At 69.9% G+C, this 20,319-nt stretch carries 20 protein-coding genes and 1 tRNA gene; 10 read left to right on the top strand and 11 right to left on the bottom strand.

Features of this window, described 5'->3' with window-relative positions; genetic code table 11:
• Positions 1 to 64: 64 nt before the first annotated feature.
• The 8 genes from B042_RS0112535 to B042_RS0112500 form a co-directional block, all read right to left on the bottom strand.
• On the bottom strand, positions 65 to 319 hold the full coding sequence (locus tag B042_RS0112535) for a cell division protein CrgA (RefSeq protein ID WP_028648583.1): 255 nt from the start codon (positions 317 to 319) through the stop codon (positions 65 to 67).
• A 158-nt stretch (positions 320 to 477) separates the two neighbouring features.
• Entirely contained in the window at positions 478 to 2,301 is a 1,824-nt protein-coding gene (pknB, locus tag B042_RS23035; RefSeq protein WP_036554826.1) for a Stk1 family PASTA domain-containing Ser/Thr kinase, read from the bottom strand.
• Between the two features lie 89 nt (positions 2,302 to 2,390).
• Positions 2,391 to 3,851: a protein kinase gene (locus B042_RS0112525; RefSeq protein ID WP_028648582.1), complete on the bottom strand. Its 1,461-nt coding sequence runs from the start codon at positions 3,849 to 3,851 to the stop codon at positions 2,391 to 2,393.
• Positions 3,851 to 5,317: a penicillin-binding protein 2 gene (locus tag B042_RS0112520; RefSeq protein ID WP_028648581.1), complete on the bottom strand. Its 1,467-nt coding sequence runs from the start codon at positions 5,315 to 5,317 to the stop codon at positions 3,851 to 3,853. The genes B042_RS0112525 and B042_RS0112520 overlap by 1 nt, the downstream gene beginning before the upstream one ends.
• 2 nt (positions 5,318 to 5,319) lie before the next feature.
• Entirely contained in the window at positions 5,320 to 6,726 is a 1,407-nt protein-coding gene (locus B042_RS0112515; RefSeq protein WP_028648580.1) for an FtsW/RodA/SpoVE family cell cycle protein, read from the bottom strand.
• Positions 6,727 to 6,730: 4 nt separating this feature from the next.
• Positions 6,731 to 8,125 carry a Stp1/IreP family PP2C-type Ser/Thr phosphatase gene (locus B042_RS0112510; RefSeq protein WP_028648579.1) on the bottom strand — a complete coding sequence of 465 codons (1,395 nt, stop codon included), beginning with the start codon at positions 8,123 to 8,125 and terminating at the stop codon, positions 6,731 to 6,733.
• Positions 8,122 to 8,619, bottom strand: coding sequence for an FHA domain-containing protein (locus tag B042_RS0112505; RefSeq protein WP_081748757.1), 498 nt, complete (start codon positions 8,617 to 8,619; stop codon positions 8,122 to 8,124). Before B042_RS0112505 ends, B042_RS0112510 begins: the two co-directional genes overlap by 4 nt.
• A 293-nt stretch (positions 8,620 to 8,912) precedes the next feature.
• Positions 8,913 to 9,638 (bottom strand): DUF3662 and FHA domain-containing protein, encoded by a 726-nt coding sequence (locus B042_RS0112500; protein WP_051415661.1) that lies wholly within the window; start codon positions 9,636 to 9,638, stop codon positions 8,913 to 8,915.
• Positions 9,639 to 9,894: 256 nt separating this feature from the next.
• Between B042_RS0112500 and B042_RS0112495 the strand changes: the two genes are divergently transcribed.
• The 9 genes from B042_RS0112495 to pheA all read left to right on the top strand — a co-directional run bounded on the left by B042_RS0112495 (position 9,895) and on the right by pheA (position 16,855).
• Positions 9,895 to 9,977, top strand: a tRNA-Leu gene (locus tag B042_RS0112495).
• Positions 9,978 to 10,087: 110 nt separating this feature from the next.
• On the top strand, positions 10,088 to 10,705 hold the full coding sequence (locus B042_RS0112490) for a TenA family protein (protein WP_028648576.1): 618 nt from the start codon (positions 10,088 to 10,090) through the stop codon (positions 10,703 to 10,705).
• Between the two features lie 181 nt (positions 10,706 to 10,886).
• Entirely contained in the window at positions 10,887 to 11,216 is a 330-nt protein-coding gene (locus B042_RS0112485; RefSeq protein WP_028648575.1) for a rhodanese-like domain-containing protein, read from the top strand.
• A gap of 90 nt (positions 11,217 to 11,306) precedes the next feature.
• On the top strand, positions 11,307 to 13,352 hold the full coding sequence (locus tag B042_RS0112480; RefSeq protein WP_028648574.1) for a PAS domain S-box protein: 2,046 nt from the start codon (positions 11,307 to 11,309) through the stop codon (positions 13,350 to 13,352).
• Between the two features lie 122 nt (positions 13,353 to 13,474).
• Entirely contained in the window at positions 13,475 to 14,068 is a 594-nt protein-coding gene (locus B042_RS0112475; protein ID WP_028648573.1) for an ATP-binding protein, read from the top strand.
• 95 nt (positions 14,069 to 14,163) lie between these two features.
• A complete protein-coding gene (locus B042_RS0112470; protein WP_197024284.1) occupies positions 14,164 to 14,517 on the top strand; it encodes an STAS domain-containing protein in 354 nt (117 codons plus the stop codon).
• Positions 14,518 to 14,526: 9 nt separating this feature from the next.
• Positions 14,527 to 15,354, top strand: a complete 828-nt coding sequence (locus tag B042_RS0112465) for a glycosyltransferase (protein ID WP_028648571.1) — start codon at positions 14,527 to 14,529, stop codon at positions 15,352 to 15,354.
• Between the two features lie 36 nt (positions 15,355 to 15,390).
• Positions 15,391 to 15,897 carry a DUF4446 family protein gene (locus B042_RS23030; protein WP_231493976.1) on the top strand — a complete coding sequence of 169 codons (507 nt, stop codon included), beginning with the start codon at positions 15,391 to 15,393 and terminating at the stop codon, positions 15,895 to 15,897.
• Positions 15,898 to 15,907: 10 nt separating this feature from the next.
• Positions 15,908 to 16,855: a prephenate dehydratase gene (pheA, locus tag B042_RS0112455; RefSeq protein WP_028648570.1), complete on the top strand. Its 948-nt coding sequence runs from the start codon at positions 15,908 to 15,910 to the stop codon at positions 16,853 to 16,855.
• Between the two features lie 151 nt (positions 16,856 to 17,006).
• Here the strand turns inward: pheA and B042_RS26105 are convergent, their stop codons facing one another.
• A complete protein-coding gene (locus B042_RS26105) occupies positions 17,007 to 17,168 on the bottom strand; it encodes a hypothetical protein (protein ID WP_197024282.1) in 162 nt (53 codons plus the stop codon).
• A gap of 142 nt (positions 17,169 to 17,310) precedes the next feature.
• On the opposite strand from B042_RS26105, the gene serS reads away from it, so the two are divergent.
• Positions 17,311 to 18,591, top strand: coding sequence for a serine--tRNA ligase (serS, locus tag B042_RS0112445; protein WP_028648569.1), 1,281 nt, complete (start codon positions 17,311 to 17,313; stop codon positions 18,589 to 18,591).
• Positions 18,592 to 18,657: 66 nt separating this feature from the next.
• Here serS and B042_RS0112440 read toward each other — a convergent pair whose 3' ends face one another.
• Positions 18,658 to 19,194, bottom strand: coding sequence for a bacterial proteasome activator family protein (locus tag B042_RS0112440; RefSeq protein ID WP_028648568.1), 537 nt, complete (start codon positions 19,192 to 19,194; stop codon positions 18,658 to 18,660).
• A 34-nt stretch (positions 19,195 to 19,228) separates the two neighbouring features.
• The gene (locus tag B042_RS0112435) at positions 19,229 to 20,203 is read right to left on the bottom strand and encodes an NAD(P)H-quinone oxidoreductase (protein WP_028648567.1); all 975 of its coding nucleotides are present in this window, start codon (positions 20,201 to 20,203) and stop codon (positions 19,229 to 19,231) included.
• Positions 20,204 to 20,319: the final 116 nt, after the last annotated feature.

Below are 20,319 nucleotides of genomic sequence, written 5' to 3'. Positions count from 1 at the left end.
CACGTCGAACACGGTTACCCACAGCCTGTGGATAACCCTGTGGAAAACATGGAAAGCGGCTGCGTCAGTGCCAGCGTGTGGACAGGACCACGGCCGCGATGATGCCGCTGAAGCCGATCAGCAGGTTCCAGTTGTCCCAGTCCCGCATGTACGGGATGGACTCGCCGGCGATGTAGTAGACACCGATCCAGACGATGCCCGCGATGAAGAAACCCAGCATGGTCGGCACCAGCCACTGCGGGCTGACCTTGGGCTTCTCCTTCGAAGGAGGCGGCGTGTAAACGGCCTTCTTCTTGCGATCGTTGCGGGACTTGGGCACGGTCGCTGCTCCAGTGCGATGGGCGGTTCAGAACGGTCCACAGTCTACGCCCCGGCAGGGGCCTCCGTCACACCGCCCGTCCCCGCGGCCACCGCCACCGACAGCACCGTGGCCGTGTCCCCGAAGGGACACGGCCACGGCCATGATCCGTCCGCAGGTCAGCGGTTCGGGAAGAAGAGGCTCGGCTGGTCCTCCCCATCGCCCGGCTGGTCCCCGTCACCGCCCGTGGGGGGCTGGTCCCCGTCGCCCTCCGTGGGCTGGGTGGGAGTCGTCGGCTGGGTCGGGACGGGCTGCACTGCGACCGTGACGGTCACGGTCGAGCCCTCGTCCACCATCTGGCGCGGCTGCGGGTTCTGGCCGATGACCGTGTTCGGCGGCGTGTTGGGGTCCTCCTGCTCCTGGACCTCCATAGCCAGGTTGACCTGTTCGAGGGCCTGGTTGGCCTGGGCCCGGCTCATGCCGTTGAGGTCGGGCACCTCCACCTGTTCGGGCCCGGAGGAGACGTACAGCGTGATCGCCGTGTCAGGAGCGGCGGACTCGCCCGCGGCGGGGTTGGTCCCGATCGCGGCACCCGTGGCCACCTCGGCGTCGGCGCGCTCCTCCACGGTGACGTTTCCGAAGCCCGCCTGGTCCAGTGTGTTCTCCGCCTGCGATCGGGGCTGGCCGGCTACGTCCGGGATCTCCTGGGCCTCCGGCCCCTCCGAGACCTGGAGCGTGATCTCCTGGTCGAGGGGGATCTCCTCCCCCTCGCCCGGGTCGACGCCCACGACCGTCCCCGGCTCCGCCTCGTCGGGAACGCCCTCGTCGTTGATGTCGGTGAAGCCCGCCTCGTCCAGTGTGGCGCGGGCCTCGTCCTCGGTGCTGCCGATCACGCCGGGGACGGCGGCCAGTTCGGCTTCTGAGGGCTCACCGCTCCCCCTCAACAGGAAGAAGGCCAGGATGAGGGAGGCGACCACGCCCACGGCCAGGAGCGCCCACAGGGCCGTCTTCCAGGGGTTGGCCTCGCGTCGGTCCCCGTAGCGGTCGTATCCGTCATCGTCGTAGCGGCCCCGGCCGTAGTCGTCGTCGTAGCCCCCCTCGGCCGGGGGCAGGTGCGTGGTGGCCGCGGCGGCGGCCATCGCCATGGTTCCGGCCTGGGTGGGCATACCCGCCAGACCGCGCTGAATATCCGCGCGCATCTCCGCGGCGTTCTGGTAGCGCTCCTCACGGTCCTTGGCCATCGCACGGAGGGTGACGTCCTCCAGCCAGTCGGGGATCTGCGGGTCCACCTCCGTCGGCGGCACGGGGTCCTCGCGCACGTGCTGGTAGGCGATGGACACCGGCGAGTCGCCGGTGAAGGGAGGATGCCCGGTGAGCAGCTCGTAGAGCATGCAACCGGTGGAGTAGAGGTCGCTGCGCGGGTCCACCCGCTCACCGCGCGCCTGCTCCGGGGACAGGTACTGCGCAGTACCGATGACCTGCGAGGCCTGCGTCATGGTGGCCTGGTCGTCGCCCATCGAGCGGGCGATGCCGAAGTCCATCACCTTGACCTCGGCGTTGCGGGTCAGCATCACGTTGGCGGGCTTGATGTCGCGGTGGACGATCCCGTTGTCGTGGCTGTACTCCAGCGCCTTGAGGACGCCGTCGACCAGTTCCGCCGAGCGCTCGGGGAGCAGGCGCCGGTCGTCATCGAGCAGTTCCTTGAGGGTGCGCCCGTCCACGTACTCCATGACGATGTAGGGGAGGGACACCCCGCCCACCACGTCCTCGCCGGTGTCGTAGACCGCGATGATCGCCGGGTGGTTCAGGGAGGCGGCGGACTGGGCCTCGCGGCGGAACCGGGCCTGGAACACGTGGTCGCGGGCCAGGTCGTGCCGGAGGGTCTTCACCGCTACGAGACGGTCGAGACGGAGGTCGCGTGCACGGTGGACCTCGGCCATGCCGCCGCGCCCGACGACGGCGTCGAGTTCGTAGCGTCCACCTAGGAGCCGGGGCTGGGACATGTCGTCTACTCATCCTCGTGTCTTCCGGTGGCCGTCTCTCGGCCGCCGCCTATCCTGAGCGTCACCCGCTCACTGTCTGGTCATGAACTCTAGGGGTTACCGCCGGTTCCCCCCGTGCCACCACCGGTATCCGGTGGAGCGGTCGTCGGGTCGGCGGACGGGACCGGATCCTCGGTCTCCTCGTCTGGCGGGGACGTCTCCTCTCCGGGGGCGGTCGGCTCCCCGCTCGGGCCGGTGGTCCCCCCGGTCTGCTCGCCTTCCGGGGCAGGGCTCTCCTCCTCGGGTGAGGGACCGTCCGGTTCGGAGGGCCACTCCTGCTGGGACCCGCCCCGGTTCGGCGGGTCCAGCGACGCGTTCCCCCCGTCGCCGCCCGAGGGGTCGGGAGAGGAGACCTCCACCGGAGAGCGGTCCTCGCTGACCTCGCCGACCGGCTCGGAACCGGAGGGTGCACCGGACAGGAGGCCCGCCATCATGGCAGCGGCCACGATGGCGGTGGCCGTCACGGCCACGAGAACGACGGGGAGCCGCCCCCTCCAGCCGGATGTCCCGGCCAGCCTAGCTGAGTCTTCCCGCTGATCAGGGGCGGGGACCCGCCGACCGGCGGTTCGGCGGACCCCGTCGGTGTCGGGGAGGGCGGACACCACGGCGGTGCGGGCCAGTGGGCCCACACCGGAGGCGGGCGTCGGCGGACCGGTCCCGGAGTGCGACCGCAGGACGGCGGCCATGTGGGCCACCTCGCTCGCCGACGCGGGACGCTCCTCCGGGTCCTTGAGCAACAGGGCGGAGACGAGGTCGTCGACCTCCGGCGGAACGTGTTCGGGAAGCTCTGGCGGCTCGTCCCGGGTGTGCGCCAGAGCCAGCGCCACCGGGTTGTCCCCGGTGAAGGGCGGTTGCCCCGCCAGGCACTCGTAGGCCACCACGCCCAGCGCGTACAGGTCGGAGGCGGCGCTCGCCGGCTTCCCGGAGGCCTGCTCGGGCGAGATGTACTGCGCGGTGCCCATCACCATGCCGGTCTGGGTCAGGGTCACCGACATGTCCCCTCGGGCGATACCGAAGTCGGTGAGTTTGAGGCGGCCCTTGGGGGTGACCAGCAGGTTGCCCGGTTTGATGTCGCGGTGCACCACGCCGCGGGCGTGGGCGGCGGCCAGAGCCTGGGACGCCTGGCACACCAGGTCGAGGGTCTCGTCCGCGTTCAGGTGGCCTTGGTCCCGCAGCAGTTCGGACAGGGGCGCGCCCACCACGAGTTCCATGATGAGGAACGCGCGGCCGTCCTCCTCGCCGTAGTCGTAGACCTGGGCGATCCCGGGATGGGACAGCCCGGCGGTGATCCTGCCCTCGGTGCGGAACCGCTGACGGGAGGTGGGCTCGGCCATCTGGGACAGATGCAGCAGCTTCACTGCCACGGGCCGGTTCAGCAGGGTGTCCGCGGCCTTCCAGACCGTCCCCATCCCGCCGGAGCCGATCTGCTCCTCCAAGCGGTAGCGCGAACTCAGGACGGTTCCGATGAGCTGGTCGGAACCGCCCCTGCGAGAGGGCTCGTAGTCGCTCACTAGAGAACCACTGCCTCCATCATCTGGCGTGCGATCGGAGCTGCCAGGCTCCCACCGCTGCCGCCGCCGTGTTCGATGACGACCGCTACCGCGATCTGCGGGTCGTCGGCGGGGGCGAAGCCGATGAACCAGTTGTGGGTGCCGAGGTCACTGCCGGTCTCGGCGGTACCGGTCTTGCCGGCGACCTCCATGCCGCTGATGGCGGCGTTGGTGCCCGACCCGCCGGGGGAGGTGGTGACCAGGACCATCATCTCGGTGAGCATCTCGGCGGTGCTGGCGCTGACCGCCTCGGAGTAGACCTCCGGCTGGGTCTCGGTGACCACAGACAGGTCGGCGTCCATCACCGTGTCCACTAGGTAGGGGTACATGACCTCGCCGCCGTTGGCGATGCCGGCCGCCACCATCGCCATCTGGAGCGGTGTGGCTTCGACGTTGCCCTGACCGATGCCGGTCCGGCCCAGCGTGTTGCGGTCCTGCTCCGCCGGGGCCAGGCTCGGGGTGACCCCCATGGGCACCTCCAGCGGGTCGTCCTCCGGAGAGTTGAACCCGAACGCGGTGGCCTGCTCGGACAGGTTGTCGCCGCCGATGTCGATCGCCCAGTTGGCCATTGAGGTGTTGCAGGAGATCTGGATCGAGTGGGCCAGGGTGTCCAGGCCGTCGCCGTCGTCGTCGCACGTGCCGCCGGGCGTGGCGTTGGGCAGGTCGACGCCCAGAGACAGGACGTCCGGGGCGTCCTGCTCGCTGTCGGGCGTGGCGTCCAGATACTCGATGGCCGCGGCCGCGGTCACGAGCTTGAACGTCGAACCCGGGGGGTAGCGCTCGTTGAACGCGCGGTTCAGCAGCGGCTGGCTCGCGTCGTTCTCCATGTTGACGAAGTTGGTGACCGCGGTCTGCGTGTCGGTGATGCTGACGACGTCGTTGGGGTCGTAGGAGGGGTTGGAGACGGTGGCCAGGACGGCACCCGTCTGCGGGTCGATCGCTACCGCGGCCCCCGTGTGGCCGCCGGCCCGCATCCCGTCGAACGCGGCCTGCTGCACCGCGGGGTCGACCGTGAGCTGCACACGGGCACCCTCCGGCTCGCGGCCGGTGATCATGTCGCGGAAGTTGCGCACGGCCAGGCGCTCGTCGGAACCGTCCAGGAGCGCGTTGTGCGTCGCCTCGATACCGGAGGCACCGAAGGGGCGGAAGGAGCCGATGATCGGCGTGTAGAGGCTGCCACCGGTGTAGACCCGCTGGTAGCGGGCCGACTCGTCCTCGCCGGAGACGTCCTCGGAGAAGGCGACGGACTCGCCCGCGATCTCGATCGGTCCGCGCTGCTCGGTGAGCCGCTCGGTGTACTGGCGGCGGTTGAGCGGGCTGTCCATGATCGCCTCGGCGCGGAAGCCCTGGATGTAGGTGAGCTGGGCCATCAGCGCGCCGAACAGGATCATGGCGAACACGCTGAGGCGCCTGATGGAGGTGTTCATCTTCATCGGCTGATCACCTGGGTGGCTCCCTCGTCCTGGATCGCCTGCGGCGCGGGGCGCCGGGCGTTGTCACTCATCCGTAGCAGCAGGCCGATCATCAGCCAGCTCGCCATCAGCGCGGAACCGCCCGCCGCGAGGAACGGTGTCGTCATACCGGTCAGAGGGATGATCCGGGTGATCCCGCCGAGCACGACGAAGACCTGGAAGCACATGACGAAGCCGATGCCGCTCGCGAGCATCTTGATAAACAGTTCCTTGGAGGCCAGGGCGATGCGCATGGCCCGTTCGACGAGGATGAAGAACACCACGAGGATCGCCATCAGTCCGGTCAGGCCGAGCTCCTCCGCGAGTGAGACGAGGATGAAGTCGCTGTCCGCCGCGAAGATGTTGTGTGCCTGTCCGCCGCCCAGACCGGTGCCGAACATGCCGCCGTAGGCCATGGCGATCTGTCCGTCGACGAGCTGTCCGCTGCCGCCGACCCGGTCGTAGACCTCCTGGTCGAAGGCGTTGAACCAGATGTCGACGCGCTGTTGGAAGTGCCAGAAGATCTGCATCGCCAGCGTCGCCGCCAGCAGGAAGACCGTCAGCCCGATCGCCACCCACGACGAGCGCTGGGTGGCCACGTACAGCATGCCCAGGAACGTGCCGAACAGGAGCAGAGAGGTACCGAGGTCCTTGGTGATCACCAGCAGGCCGATGGCCACGACCCAGCCGACCACCATCGGCATGAAGTCGCGGGGCCGCGGGAGGTCGAAGATCTTGAACCGGCCGACCTTGATCTCCTTGGCCGCAAGGGACAGCACCTGACGCTTGGTGACCAGGTACGACGACAGGAAGATGACCAGGGCGATCTTGGCGAACTCCGAGGGCTGGACGGAGAACGGGCCGAAGCCGATCCAGCGGCGGGCGCCGTAGACGCTGATGCCCAGGCCGGGGATCATCGGCAGCGCGATGAGGATGATGGCGACGAGCGCGCTGAGGTAGGTGTAGCGCTGGAGGACCCGCGGTTCGCGCAGGAAGAACAGCAGGGCGATGGCCAGCCCCATGCCGACCGCCGCCCAGATCAGTTGCATGCCGACACCGGCGTGTTCGATCTCGCCGGAGTCGGCGGCGTCCAGCCGCCAGATCATCGCGACGCCGATCCCGTTGAGGAACAGCGCGCACGGCAGGATCAGCGGGTCGGCGTAGGGCGCGATGAAGCGCAGGGCCACGTGCATGGCGAGCGACATTGCGGCGAAGATGAGGCCGTAGGTCCACATCGCGCTCGGCACCCGGCCGTTGAGGTTGAGGCCAGAGAGCGCCAGTGCCGTCATCGTGAGGACCACGGCGAGGAGGATGAGGACCAGTTCGGCGTTGCGCCGTTTGATCGGGGGGAGTGCGGTGGGCGCCTCGGTCGTGTCCGTGCTCAAGGGGTCACCCCGATTCCTCGGCGCCGTCGGCCGACGTGGTCGGCGTACCGATGTCGGCCGCTTCGTCGCCCGGCTCCGCGGAGGGTTCGGGAGCGGTGTTCGCCTCCGGCTCCGCCTCGTTCCGGTCGGCCTCCTCGGCCGTCTCCTCGCTCAGTGTGGTGAGCCGTTCCTGCGCCTGGGCGGGGCTGTCGACCGGGATGGTGTTCTGGACCGAACTGCGGGTGGACTCGGTGAGGTCGGCGAGGCGCACCTCGGAGGACTCCACCTCCTCCGAGAGGCTGAAGCCCGCGATGTCGGTGTCGATGCCCCGGTAGAGGCTCACGGTCTCGCCGTCGGCGGAGGGGCCGAGGTAGTACTGGCCGTCGATGTACTGGCGTCCGAAGTAGTAGGCACCGCCCGCCACGGCGCCGACGATGACGAGGAAGACCAGGACCATGGGCCACCAGCGGCGGCGCCGGTACTCGAACTCCTGTGCTTTGCCCCCCCGCTGCCGTCCGCCGCGGGCCCCCTTCGGGGCTCCGGGGGCGGTGTCGGAGGGGACCCGTTCCATCTCCGCCGTGTCGCCGGCGGCGTACTGCTCCGGTGCCTTCGCGGCCTCGTCCGGCGGGCTTTCGAGGTCGAGGCGCTGGTCGGCGGCGCCCACCACCTGCGAGTTGGCCGTGGGGCGTTCGGTCTCGGTCTCGATGACATCGGCGATGACGGCGGTGATGTTGTCCGGTCCGCCGCCGCGGATGGCCAGTTCGATGAGCCGTTTGGCGGCCACGCGCGGGTCCGCCTCGGTCGCGAGGGTCTCGTGGATGGTCTCTTTGCGGACCACCCCGGACAGGCCGTCCGAGCACAGCAGGTACCGGTCGCCCGGCTTGGCCTCGCTGATGGAGATGTCCGGGTCGACCGGGCTCTTGCCGTCGAGGGCGCGCAGGATCAGCGAGCGCTGGGGGTGGGTGGCGACCTCCTCCTCGGTGATCTTGCCCTCGTCCACAAGGGTCTGTACCAGGGTGTGGTCGTGGGTGATCTGCTCGAACCGGGGTCCGCGGAGCAGGTAGGCCCGCGAGTCGCCGATGTGGATGAGCGCCACCCGGGGCCCCGACCACAGCATCGCGGTGAGCGTGGTCCCCATGTTCTCGAGCCGGGGCTCTTGGAGGATCCGCTTGGCCAGCGAGGAGTTGGCCTGTTCGACGGCCCGTTGGAGGGCCTCGGTCATCTCCTCCGGCTGGGTGGTCCCGGTGTCGAGGCGGCGGATCGCGGAGATCGCGATCGAGCTGGCCACCTCACCGCCCGCGTAACCGCCCATGCCGTCGGCCACCGCGAGGAGGTGCTGGCCGGCGTAGCCGGAGTCTTCGTTGCCTTCGCGGAGGCATCCTACGTCGGAGTACGCCGCGTATCGGAGAGCGATTGTCATTTGCGCAGTTCCAGGACGGTCTTGCCGATACGGATGGGCTGACCCACCGTGATGGGCTGGGGGCGGCTCAGCTTCTGCTGGCCGAGGTAGGTGCCGTTGGTGGAGTTGAGGTCCTCCACGAACCAGCGGCCCTGGTCGGAGTAGACACGGGCGTGGCGGCCCGAGGCGTAGTCGTCGGTGATGACCAGGGTCGAGTCCGGGGCGCGGCCGATGAGGATCGGCTGCCTGGACAGGTCGACGGTGGTGCCGCTGAGGGACCCCTGGGTCACGGCCAAGACGGTGGGCTCACTGCGGCGCGAGCGCTGGGGACGCGGCGGGGGTCCTCCCTGCGGGGAGGGGCGCCCTTGCGGCCGGGGCCGCTGTTTTCGGCTCTTTTTCTTTTTTTTGGAGGGGCCGAAAAGGTCAGTGCTGATCACGCCGACCGCCATGAGGACGAACAGCCAAAGCACCGCCAGGTACGCGATCTTGATCAGTATGAGGGTCAAGTTGGACATCGAACCGCTCTTCAGCCCCTGTCGTGCTTCGGCCGGGGTGGTACCCGTCGGCACCGCCACCGTGTCTGCCCCACCTTCGGCTCGGTGAGTTGTCAAGGTCGTTGGTTCACGGCCCCGAGGCCGTGGCCAGTCTGCCCGATATGGTCAGGTCTCCGCGGGAGACTACCGTCCCGGGCACGGATCCGACAGCGGTGGCGCATGGACCACCGGATTTCGACCAGTCAGACGTCGGCAGTCGGCCAAAGGTTGCGCCTCTCCCGGGTCTGATCGGTCGAGAATCCGGTCCCCGCCGGTCAGTCCCGCCGGAACGTCATGGTGGTCCGGCCCAGGCTGATGCGCGTCCCGTCCACGAGACGGGCCTGCTGCACCTGCTGGCCGTTGACGAAGGTCCCGTTCGTGGAGTTCTTGTCGACGAGGACCGCGTCGTCGCCCTCCAAGCGGATCTCCACGTGGTGCCGGGACACACCGTTGTCGACGAGGCGCAGGTCGCAGTCGGTGCCGCGCCCCAGCAGCGTCACCGGGGTGGTCAGCTCGAAGGCCTGCTGGCTGCCGTGGCTGGAGAGACTGCCCTCGGCGGTCGCACCGCCGGGGGAGATGATCAGCCGCGGGTAGCCCGCCTGTCGCTGGCCCGCGCTGTAGCCCGGGTCCCTGGTCGGCTTGTTGATGCCCTCGTCACCCAGGATGGCGCCGCGCACCACTCCGGACCGGATGCGGAAGCGACCGGTCTTGAGCCCGTCGTCCGACCTGAAGTGGACCCGTACCGGCCCGACGAAGGAGTAGCCCTGCTCGGTCGCGTAGTCGCGGGCGAGCATGGCCAGTTCCTGCCCCAGGCTGTCGGCGTAGACCTCCAGCCGTTCCTTGTCGCTGGCCGCGAGTTCGACGATGAAGTCGTTGGGCACCAGGGTGCGCCCCTGGGCCACGATCGCCGCCCGCTCGTCCATCTCCCGCTGAACGGCGCTCGCTACCTCGACAGGTTGGAGCTCAGACTTGAAGGCCATAGCGAAGGTGCCTTCGATCATGCCCTCAAGCCTGCGTTCGAAGCGTTGGAGCACTCCCACGAGGTACCTCCCTTGTACTCCACTCCGTATGTGTAGACGATCGTAACCGGGCCCGAGTGCTCCCGGTTTCACGTGTACCCGGGAGAAGAGCCGGCCCTAGGGGACCGAAAAGCGTGTGCAAGCCGCGTTCAGACCGTGCTAGCCTTATCGATGTCGCCAGGCGGGAAGGGTCGAGAAGCCCTGGGAACCCGGCACTACAAGTGAATCACGTTCACCCGGGCGGGTGGCGGAACGGTAGACGCGCACGGTTCAGGTCCGTGTGTCCGAAAGGACGTGAGGGTTCAAATCCCTCCTCGCCCACGAGCTGTTCAGACTCGGCGGTGGCCCCTGGGGGTCGCCGCCGAGTCTTTTCCTGCGTTCGGACCCGCCCCGCCGGACCCCCGCCACCCGCGCGGTGGCACACTGCGCCCGTGAGCATCATCGAACGACTCCACACGATCGGTCGGCCCTGGGTCGACGAGCAACTGGCCCACCCCACGGTCGCGGGTATCGCCCGGGGCGACCTCGACGAGCGCGCGTTCCGCTACTGGCTCGAACAGGACCACCTCTACCTCCTGGACTACGCACGGGCGTTCTCCCGGCTCGCATGGCAGGCTCCGGACGACCACCTGGCCGACCTGGTGGGCATCGCCCACGCCACCCTCAACGGGGAACTGGAACTGCACCGCTCCCTGGCAGGGGAGTTCGGCGCCGACCTGTCCACCAAGGAGAAGGGGCCGGCCTGTGCGGCCTACACCTCCTGGCTCCTGGAGGCCGCGGCCGACTACAGGGACGGGCTCGCCGCCGTATACCCCTGCATGTGGGGCTACACCATGCTGGGCCTGGAACTGGCGAGGAAGGTCCGACCCGAGGACCCGCGCTATGCGCGCTGGATCGACACCTACGCCGATCCGGAGTTCACCACGCTGACCGAGCACTACGCACGGCGCCTTGAGGAGGCCGACCCCGACCCCGAACGCGCCGAGCGCTTCTTCCTTGAGGGGATGCGCCACGAGGTGGCCTTCTGGGACACGCCCTACTCCGGTTGAGTGATGGCGGCGGCCGGTCGCGCCGCCGTCGACCTCGGCGGACACGGTGCCGGGTACGGTCGTTGTCAGGGAGGTCCCGACACCTTCCGTCCCCGGACCCGACGGGGAACTCCCGTGTGGTGACGGTGTCGGCACGGCCTTTCCCTTCTTGCCGTCCGTTCGTGAGTCAAGGGGTCGTTCAATGTTCGGTGGTGTACCCGAGACGGGTGTCACGGAGGTGCCCGAAGGCGCTTGTCTGCTCGATGTCAGGGAGGACGACGAGTGGAGCGCGGGGCACGCCCCCGGAGCGGTGCACATCCCGCTCGGCCTGCTCAGCCAGCGCGCGGGTGAGGTGCCCAAGGACACGAGGGTCTACGTCGTCTGCCGCGTGGGCGGGCGCTCCGCCCAGGCGGTGATGGCGCTCAACCAGGCCGGGTGGGACGCGGTGAACGTGGCCGGGGGGATGCAGGCGTGGGAGCACGCCGGTCTGGAGATGGCGGCGGAGTCGGATGAGGAGCCCAGGGTGGTCTGAGTTTCCCCGGGGAGGGCGTTCGAGCGTCGATTTTGAACGGATTGTGCGAAGCTCCCGCAGTGGGGGGCCTCCGGGTGGCACTATGACGAGGTGAGTTCCGAGCGCGCGCCCCTCAGCGCCGAAGCCGTGCTGGCCGCGTCCGCGGACGCCGTGGTTGGTATCGACGGCGAGCTCCGTGTCACCCTCTGGAACCCCGCGGCCGAGCGCATGTTCGGCTGGGAGGAACGGGAGGTGGTCGGTGGCGAGCTGCCGATCGTCCCGGCGGACCTGGCGGCCGAGCACCGCGCGGTGCTCGAACAGGTGCGCGCGGGGGAACCCCTGTCGGTCCTCACCCGCCGTGTGCGCCGGGACGGCGTCGTCATCGACGTCCGGAGCAGTGCCAGCCGCGTACCCGGGGACGGGGGTGGTGCGGTCGGCTGGGTCCTGGTCATCACGCCGTGTGAGAGCGAGGAGCAGGTCCAGTCCGCGGCCACGGAGCGGGCCCGGCTCGTGCGCCGCCTCACCGACGTGGTCGTGGACATCAACTCCGACCTCAGCCTGAAATCGGTGCTGGACCGGATCTCCACGAGCATCACCGAGCTGACCGGGGCCGACGCAGGCGGGTTCGTCCTCCTCGACGAGGACCGGGTGGAGTTGGTCAGCCTCACCGAACTGTCCGACGGGCTGCAGGGCTACAGCGCCCCTCTGGAGACGAGTCTGTTCGGGGAGCTGCTGCGCAGCGGCAAGTCCGTTCTGCTGGCCAGCGAGGACACTCGGGGACTACAGGACCTGGTGTGGGCGGACCTGCCCGGGCTGCACACGATCGGCCTGGCCGTGTCCAACGTGCACGGCCGCCCCTACGGCGCGCTGTACGCACTCTACAGTCGGCGCAAGGTGGGCTACATCGAGCTGGAACTGCTGGAGCTGCTGGCGGCCCACGCCGGGGTGGCGATCGGCAACGCGATGGCCTACGAGGAGCTCGATCTCCAGCGCGTCCACGAGCAGGTGGTCGCCGACTCCAGCGCGGACGGGATCGCGGTTCTGGACTACAGCGGCCGGATCCGCAAGTGGAACCGGTCGGCGGTGGAGCTCACGGGCTATGCGGCGGAGGCGGTGGAGGGGCGGCATCCGCCGTTCCCGCTGCCCGCGGCGCACGGGATGCCGGTCAAGCACAAGATCAGGGGCGGCCGCTGGCTGGAGATCTTGATGGCGCGCGTTCCGCGCACCCACGAGTGGGTGGTGGACTTCCGCGACATCACGGCGCAGAAGGCGATGGAGGAGGAGCAGGAGTTCTTCCTGGCCACCACCGGGCACGAGCTGCGCACCCCGATCACGGTCATCCACGGGTTCGCCACCACGCTCGCCCGCAAGTGGGAGCGCTTGAGCGCGGAGGCACAGCGGGAGGCCATCGGGACGATCGCCGCCCGGTCGGCGTCATTGGTCTCCCTGGTGGAACGGCTCCGCCTCGGGTCCGCGGCGTCCCGTGGCGCGCTGGACGTCCAGCGGTCCCCGTTCGACCTGGCCGCGCTGCTCCAGGGGGTGGTCCGGACCTTCCGGACCCTGTCGGAGCGGCACACCGTCGAACTGTCGGCCGGGGAGGGGCTCGCCTGGGCCGTGGGTGACCCCCTGGCCACGGGCATGGTCATGGACCAGCTCCTGGACAACGCCCTGAAGTTCTCCCCGGAGGGCGGGACCGTGCGTGTCAGCGCCTGGGAGGAGGGCGACGAGGTCGTGATCGTGGTCGACGACCAGGGGGTGGGGCTGGCTCCGGGCGACGAGGAGCGGGTCTTCGGGAGGTTCGTGCGCCGGGGCGCGCGCGACGACCGGGACGGCGTCGGTGGCCTGGGGCTCGGGCTGGGGCTGTACATCGTCCGCCAGCTGGCCAGGGAACAGGGCGGGGACGTGACCGCGGTGCGGAGGACGAACGGTACCCGGCTGCGGTTCACCGTCCCCGCGCTCCGGGGCGAAGACCAGACGGTGGAGGCGGTGGCGGTCGGGTCCGAGGAGCCGTCGCAGGGGGCCGTTCAGGCGAGCCCGGCCACGGATACGCCCCCAGACGGGCCTCGGGAGGTACAAGAAACCACAAAAAAGTCGAAAAGCCGTGAAGCCTTGCCACACCAGCGATCCGGTGGCCGACACGCGAGTCGTCGACGTTGATTCACGTCACTGTGGGTTTCCACCTGACCTGATCGGGGCATTTCCACCCCGGTGGAATTCGCCCCGTCCACGGGCGGGTTCCGCGCGGCCCGACCAAGCACGAACGCTTAGGGACGAAAGCTGTGTCAGGACACCACACACCACTCGACGACCGGTCGTCCGCGGTCGAGCGGAGCGTCACGCTTCCCTACGCGTCCCTGAGCGTGACCGGAGCCCGGCAGAGGCTGTGCAGTGACCTGCGTGCCGTGGGCATTGGCGACAACCGGGTCGACGACGCCTCCCTCATCGTCAGCGAACTCGTGAGCAACGCCCTGCGCCACGCCTCCCCGCTTCCGGTCCCCGTGAACACGGTCGGGGTCGCCTGGCGCGTGTGGGTGGACCGCCGGTCCGAGGACGGCGGATGGGTGGAGATCATGGTCCGTGACGGCGGTTCCAGCAGCATGCCGCGGGTGGCGCGGCCGTCCGTGTCCGGGCTGGGCGGCCGGGGCCTGGGGATCGTGCAGTCACTCGCCGGGCGCTGGGGTACCGAGATGGACGCCACCACGACCACGGTGTGGGCGGTGCTCGACATCGCCCCCGCCGACATCACGCCCCTGCGGTCGGAGGCCGACGAGAGTCGCTCCGCCGTCGTCTACTCCGATGCGTCGGTGGACGACATGGTCGAGTTGCGGCTGCGCGTCCGGGAGAGCTCCCCGGCGTGGGGTGCCCTGCTCTGATCGAGCCCTCCGGGACCCGGAGGAACGGGACCGATGTCGCGAAACACCGTCAACAAGGTGGCCGGGGGGTCGACGGTGACGCTACAGTCACGACTGTGGAGCTGAAGATATCGAGCCGGTCTCGCGACGTCGCGGTGGTCACCGTGAGCGGCGAGATCGACCTGTACACGGCACCCCGGTTGCGCAGCGGCCTCATCGAGGCCCTGGACGACGGTGTGCGGCGGCTGGTCGTCGACATGTCGCGGACGGAGTTCTGCGACTCGACCGGCATCAGCGTGCTGCTGTCCGCCATGAAGCGCTCACGCGGCAAGGGGGGCGATGTGGAGCTGGTGGCACCCAAGGCGGCGGTCCGCAAGGTTCTGGAGGTCACCGGGCTGGACGAGGTCTTCACGATCCACCGCGACCTGGACGCGTTGCCGGTGGCCGCCGGAACCGGCAACGCCCCCTAGCGGGCGACCGTGCGCCAGGGGCAGACCGACGGTTCCCGCGGCGGGGTCGCCGTGGTGATCGCCGCCAAGGACGAGGCGGACCGCATCGGTGCCACCATCCGTGCGGCCCGCGCGCTGCCCGCTGTCGACCTGGTCGTGGTTGTGGACGACGGTTCCGCCGACACCACCTCTGATGTGGCGCGCCGAGAGGGCGCCCACGTACTGGTCCACGGCCGCAACCGGGGCAAGGGCGCGGCCATGGAGACGGGTGCGGCCGGGGTGCACTCCCTCGACCTCGCCGAAACCGGTGCACCGCCCCGCCACCTCCTCTTCCTCGACGCCGACCTCGGTGAGACCGCCGCGCGGGCGGCACCCCTGATCACCCCGGTCCTGGACGGGCGGACCGACATGACGATCGCCCTGTTCCCCGCCACCCGCCTGCGTCTGGGCGGGCACGGCTTCGTCGTAGGGCTCTCCCGGGCCGGCGTGCTCAGGGCCACCGGCTGGGAGCCGGAACAGCCCCTCAGCGGGCAGCGCTGCCTGACCCGCGCCGCGTTCGAGGCGGCCCGCCCCCTGGCTTCGGGCTTTGGCGTGGAGACCGGACTGACCATCGACGTGCTGCGTGCGGGGCTTCGTGTACTGGAGGTCGAAGTGCGGTTGGAGCACCGGGCGACCGGAACCGACCTGCGGGCCCAGATACACCGGGCACGGCAGTTCGCCGACGTCGCCCGGGCGCTGGCGGTACGCGGTCGCCGGCCGACGGTACGGCGGGGGCCGGGCCGGGCCCGGATGCGTGCGTCCGGGGGCGAACCCGAGCGGGAGGCCGGACGACCGTCCCGTGGGCATCGCCGCGATTAACCGTGCAAGAGCAGTGTGTAGCGATATGATCGCACAGTGTTCACCTTGTTCCTGAATTCTCTCGGCATCATCGTGGGTGTGGGCGGCCTCCTGCTCGGTGCCTCCGCACTCGTCACGGTCAGGAGGCTCGGTGAGGAACGCCGGATGCCTGTGCCGACGGCTCCGGGCGGTGCCTCCGGTGTCGATCCGCGTGCCGTGCGCGACGTCGCTCTCCTGTGCTACGACGCACTGGAGGAGATGTCGGGGGCACGGTCGTTCTCCCTGGCCCTGCTCAACGGTGAGGGCGACGGTGTGGTCCTCACCTCGATCAACGGGCGGACCGAGACACGCACCTACGCCAAGGAGATCCGGGCCGGAGAGTCGGACGGCCTGCTCAGCCCGGAGGAGTACCGGGTGGTGCGCTCCGCGCGCCTGGGCAGTGGTGTCGGTATGCTGCCCCGAGCCTTCCCCGCGACGGAGCGGGACGCCGTGGTCGTCTCACGGCGGCGGGAGGCGGACGAAAGCGCATCCGAGGAGGACACCTCCGACCTCAGATCCGTATAGTTGGAACATCATGCCCAACCGTTACGCCTTCCTCGGGCCCGAGGGCACCTTCACCGAAGCCGCGCTGCGCGACCTGCGCCCCGAAGCGCCCGACGACGCCCGCATCGCCTGTGAGGGGATCCCCTCCGTCTTCGACGCCGTCCGCTCCGGAGCCGTCGACGCCGGTGTCGTGCCCCTGGAGAACTCCGTCGAGGGCGGGGTCACCGCGACTATCGCCGAACTGATCAACGGCGAACCGTTGGTCATCACCGGGGAGACCGCGGTCCCCGTGGAATTCACCCTGTTCACCAAGGACGGGACCGCGCTGGAGGACGTCAAGCGGGTGGCGACCCACCCGCACGCGCTGGCCCAGTGCCGCGGCTGGCTCGCCCAGAACCTGCCGGATGCCGACACGCACGCCGTCTCGTCCACGGCCGCCGCCGCCCGTTCGCTGTCCGAACCCGGATCGCCCTACGACGCGGCGATCTGCGCGTCGATCGCGGGCGAACGGTACGGGTTGCGCTCGCTGGCCACCGGGATCGGCGACCACTCCGACGCGGCCACCCGGTTCATCTACCTGTCCCGGCCCGGAACCCTGGCCGAGCCCACCGGGTCCGACCTGACGTCGCTGGTGGCCTTCATCAACACCGACCACCCCGGCGCGCTCGTCGAACTGCTCAACCAGTTCGCCGTGCGCGGGGTCAACCTCACTCGGCTGGAGTCGCGCCCCACCGGGGACAAACTCGGCAGCTACTGCTTCTGTATCGACGCGGAGGGCCATGTCGCGGAGGCGCGTGTCGGCGAGGCGCTCATGGGTATCCGGCGCGTCTGTCGCGACGTTCGGTTCCTCGGCAGCTATCCGCGCAACGACCAGGCCCTGGAGGCGGACCCGCCGCTGCGCCCCCGCACGGCCACGGACGCCGACTTCGCCGAGGCCGAGCAGTGGCTGGCGCGGATCCGAGCGGGGTACGTGGACTGAACCCGTGGTCCCTCGTCGGCTCGGAACGTGCTCGGGCACCCCGAGGCCGGCGTCTTCGCCGCAGCCACCCCCCTGCTCGTTCCTCGCCGCGGGGGAGACCCCCGCAGACACCGGCGGCGCCCTCGCACTGCTTCCAGCCGTCGCCTTGGGGTCAAAAGCGCGGGCTCCTCGCCGGTGCGGCCTCCTCTGCGGCGGCCCGGCGCAGTTCCCGGTAGAGGGCGAGGCGGAGCGCCGTGTCATGGGGCCGGGCCTCGTCCAGGACGGCGAGGAGCGCGCTCAGTTCCTCCGTGTCCAGCTCCGCCAGCGTCTTCACGTCCACATCTCCCCCGCGTCATGTCGGCGGGCGCTCGCACCCCACCGGCTCTCCACACGAAGTACGAGGTGGGGAGCGGTCCATGACGCGACTGCGGGGAATGGCGTCGTCGTCTCTCGGCGCTGACGGTAACCTGCAAGGCGTGATCGACCTTCGCGCTCTCCGAGAAGACCCCGAACGCCTCCGTGCCTCGCAGCGGGCCCGAGGGGAGGACGCCTCCTTCGCCGACCGGCTGCTCGAACTCGACGCCGCCCGCCGATCGGCGCTGAGCCGGTTCGAGTCCCTGCGCGCCGAGCAGAAGAGCGTGGGCAAGTCCGTCTCCAAGGCCTCCCCCGAAGAGCGCGAGGAACTCCTCGTCCGCGCCAAGACGCTGGCCGCCGAGGTCAAGGAGTCGGAGGCGGAGGCCGGTCGGCTCGCCGACGAACTCGACACCGTGCTCTCCCGCGTGCCCAACCTGGTGCACCCCGACGCCCCCGAGGGCGGTGTGGACGACTACCGGGTCATGGAGACCGTGGGGGAACCGCGGGGCTTCGACTTCACCCCGCGCGATCACCTGGAGCTGGGCGAGATGCTCGGTGCCATCGACACGGAGCGCGGGGCCAAGGTCTCCGGAGCCCGGTTCTACTTCCTCACCGGTGTGGGTGCCCAACTGGAGCTGGCCCTGCTCACCATGGCCATGAACCAGGCGGTGCAGGCGGGCTTCACCCCGATGGTCCCGCCGGTCTTGGTCAAGCCCGCGACCATGGAGGGCACCGGGTTCCTCGGTGAGCACTCGGACGAGGTGTACCACCTGCCGGCCGACGACCTCTACCTGGTCGGTACCTCGGAGGTGCCGTTGGCCGGCTACCACGCGGGCGAGATCCTGCCCGCCGACGCCCTGCCGAACCGCTACATCGGGTGGTCGCCCTGCTTCCGCCGCGAGGCGGGCTCCTACGGCAAGGACACGCGCGGCATCATCCGGGTCCACCAGTTCAACAAGGTGGAGATGTTTGTCTACACCCACCCGGACCAGGCCGACGAGGAACACCTGCGGCTGCTGGCCTGGGAGCGGGAGATGCTGGACAAGCTGGACCTGCCCTACCGCGTGGTGGACATCGCCGGCGGCGACCTGGGCACCAGCGCCGCCCGCAAGTACGACTGCGAGGCGTGGGTCCCCACCCAGGAGACCTACCGGGAGCTGACCTCCACGTCGAACTGCACGGACTTCCAGGCGCGGCGGCTCAACGTGCGCTTCCGCGAGGACGGCAAGACGCGTTTCGCCGCCACGCTCAACGGCACGCTCGCCACCACGCGGTGGATCGTCGCCCTCTTGGAGAACCACCAGCGCGAGGACGGCTCGGTCGTCGTCCCCGAGGCGCTGCGCCCCTACCTGGGGCGCGACGTCCTGGAGCCGGTCCGCGCGCCGAGGAAGCAGAAGGGCTGATCCCGCCCGGGCGAAGCCCGGAGCCCGCCCCGTCCGGGGCGGGCTCCGGCGCGTGCGCGGGAACGGTTACAGGTAGGGTCCCGAAGCCATGCCCTGGTGGTCTCCTCCGCCGTCGGAGCCCTGGAGGCCGGACAGGCCCGGCGGCAGGGCCTTGCGCATGTTCTCCAACTGGGCGCGGGCTGCCATCTGCTGAGCGAACAGGGTCGTCTGGATGCCGTGGAACAGCCCTTCCAGCCAGCCCACCAGCTGGGCCTGGGCGATCCTCAGCTCCGGCTCGCTGGGAGCCGAGCCGTCGGCGAACGGCAGTGTCAGCCGCTCCAGTTCCTCGATGAGCTCGGGGGCGAGACCGTCCTCCAGTTCCTTGATGGAGGAGGTGTGGATCTCCTTGAGGCGGGCCCGGCTTGCCTCGTCGAGGGGGGCGGCCTTGACCTCCTCCAGAAGCTGCCGGATCATGCTGCCGATCCGCATCACCTTGGCGGGCTGCTCCACCATGTCGGTCAGGGAACGCGGCTCACCGCTTCCCTCGTCGTGCTCTTCCTCCTCGGCCCGGTCGGTGCCCATCAACAGGATGCGGGGCTGGTCGTCGTGGTCCGCGTTCGTCATCGGTCTCCTCCACAAGGATGTCGTCGGCCCCCGGTCACAGGGTGAGCAGGATCTTGCCCGTGTGCGCGCTCGATTCCATGATGCGGTGCGCCTCGGCCGCCTCCCGCATCGGAACCGTCCGGTCGATCACCGGCCGGACGGCCCCCTTCTCCACCAACGGCCAGACCTGGTCGCGTACTCCGGCGGTGATGGCCGCCTTCTCCTCGACCGGCCGAGACCGGAGGGTGGTCGCGTGTACGGAGAGGCGCTTGACGAGCATGCGGCCCAGGTCGAGTTCGGCGGAGCGGCCGCCCATGAGCGCGATGACCACCAGGCGCCCGCCGGTCTTCAGGGACCGCAGGTTGGCGTCCAGATAGGAGCCGCCCATGAGGTCCAGGACCACGTCCGCTCCGCCCAGGGCGCGCATCCGCTCGGTGAAGTCCTCGGTCCGGTAGTTGATCGTGGTCTCGGCGCCCAGACCACGGCAGAAGTCCAGCTTCTCGTCGCTGCCCGCGGTGACGGCCACCCGTGCACCGAGTGCGCGCGCGAACTGGAGGGCGAACGTGCCGATACCGCTGCCGCCGCCGTGGACCAGGAGGGTCTCCCCGGACTTGAGCCGTGCCTCCGGCACCAGGTTCGACCACACGGTGCACGCGGCCTCGGGCAGGGCGGCCGCCTCGACCGTCCCGATGCCCTTGGGCACCGGCAGCAGCTGCCCTACCGGTACGGCCACGCGTTCGGCGTAGCCGCCCCCGGCGAGGAGGGCGCACACGGGGTCGCCCACCGCCCAACCGGAGTCGTGGGTGCCGGAACCGAGGCCGGCGATGGTTCCCGAGCACTCCAGGCCCGGGTACTCGGGTGCGCCGGGCGGTGGGGGGTAGGCCCCCTCGCGCTGTGCGATGTCGGCCCGGTTGAGGGCGCTCGCGGCGACCTCGACGACGACCTCCCCGGGACCGGGAACCGGGTCGGGGACCTCAGACCAGGAGAGGGCGTCGGGTCCGCCTGGCGCGGTGATGCGCATTGCGTACATGGGTCCGAGATTACCCGCGCCGTGTTCGGCCCATTCGGGGGATCAGGCCCACATGTTCGCCGAACAGGATGCTTCTCCTGTGCCGTATGGGTATGAGTGGGACCGGGAGCGTTCCT

The sequence above is a fragment of the Nocardiopsis sp. CNT312 genome (genome assembly GCF_000515115.1).
GTDB lineage: Bacteria > Actinomycetota > Actinomycetes > Streptosporangiales > Streptosporangiaceae > Nocardiopsis.
This window is presented reverse-complemented; position numbering and strand designations above follow the sequence as displayed.

Coding starts and splice junctions, on each gene's coding strand:
- B042_RS0112485 (WP_028648575.1), top strand. CDS start 10,887: ATGTTCGGTGGTGTACCCGAGACGGGTGTCACGGAGGTGCCCGAAGGC.
- B042_RS0112510 (WP_028648579.1), bottom strand. CDS start 8,125: ATGACAATCGCTCTCCGATACGCGGCGTACTCCGACGTAGGATGCCTC.
- B042_RS0112505 (WP_081748757.1), bottom strand. CDS start 8,619: ATGTCCAACTTGACCCTCATACTGATCAAGATCGCGTACCTGGCGGTG.
- B042_RS0112440 (WP_028648568.1), bottom strand. CDS start 19,194: ATGACGAACGCGGACCACGACGACCAGCCCCGCATCCTGTTGATGGGC.
- B042_RS0112435 (WP_028648567.1), bottom strand. CDS start 20,203: ATGTACGCAATGCGCATCACCGCGCCAGGCGGACCCGACGCCCTCTCC.
- B042_RS0112520 (WP_028648581.1), bottom strand. CDS start 5,317: ATGAACACCTCCATCAGGCGCCTCAGCGTGTTCGCCATGATCCTGTTC.
- B042_RS0112500 (WP_051415661.1), bottom strand. CDS start 9,638: ATGATCGAAGGCACCTTCGCTATGGCCTTCAAGTCTGAGCTCCAACCT.
- pheA (WP_028648570.1), top strand. CDS start 15,908: ATGCCCAACCGTTACGCCTTCCTCGGGCCCGAGGGCACCTTCACCGAA.
- pknB (WP_036554826.1), bottom strand. CDS start 2,301: ATGTCCCAGCCCCGGCTCCTAGGTGGACGCTACGAACTCGACGCCGTC.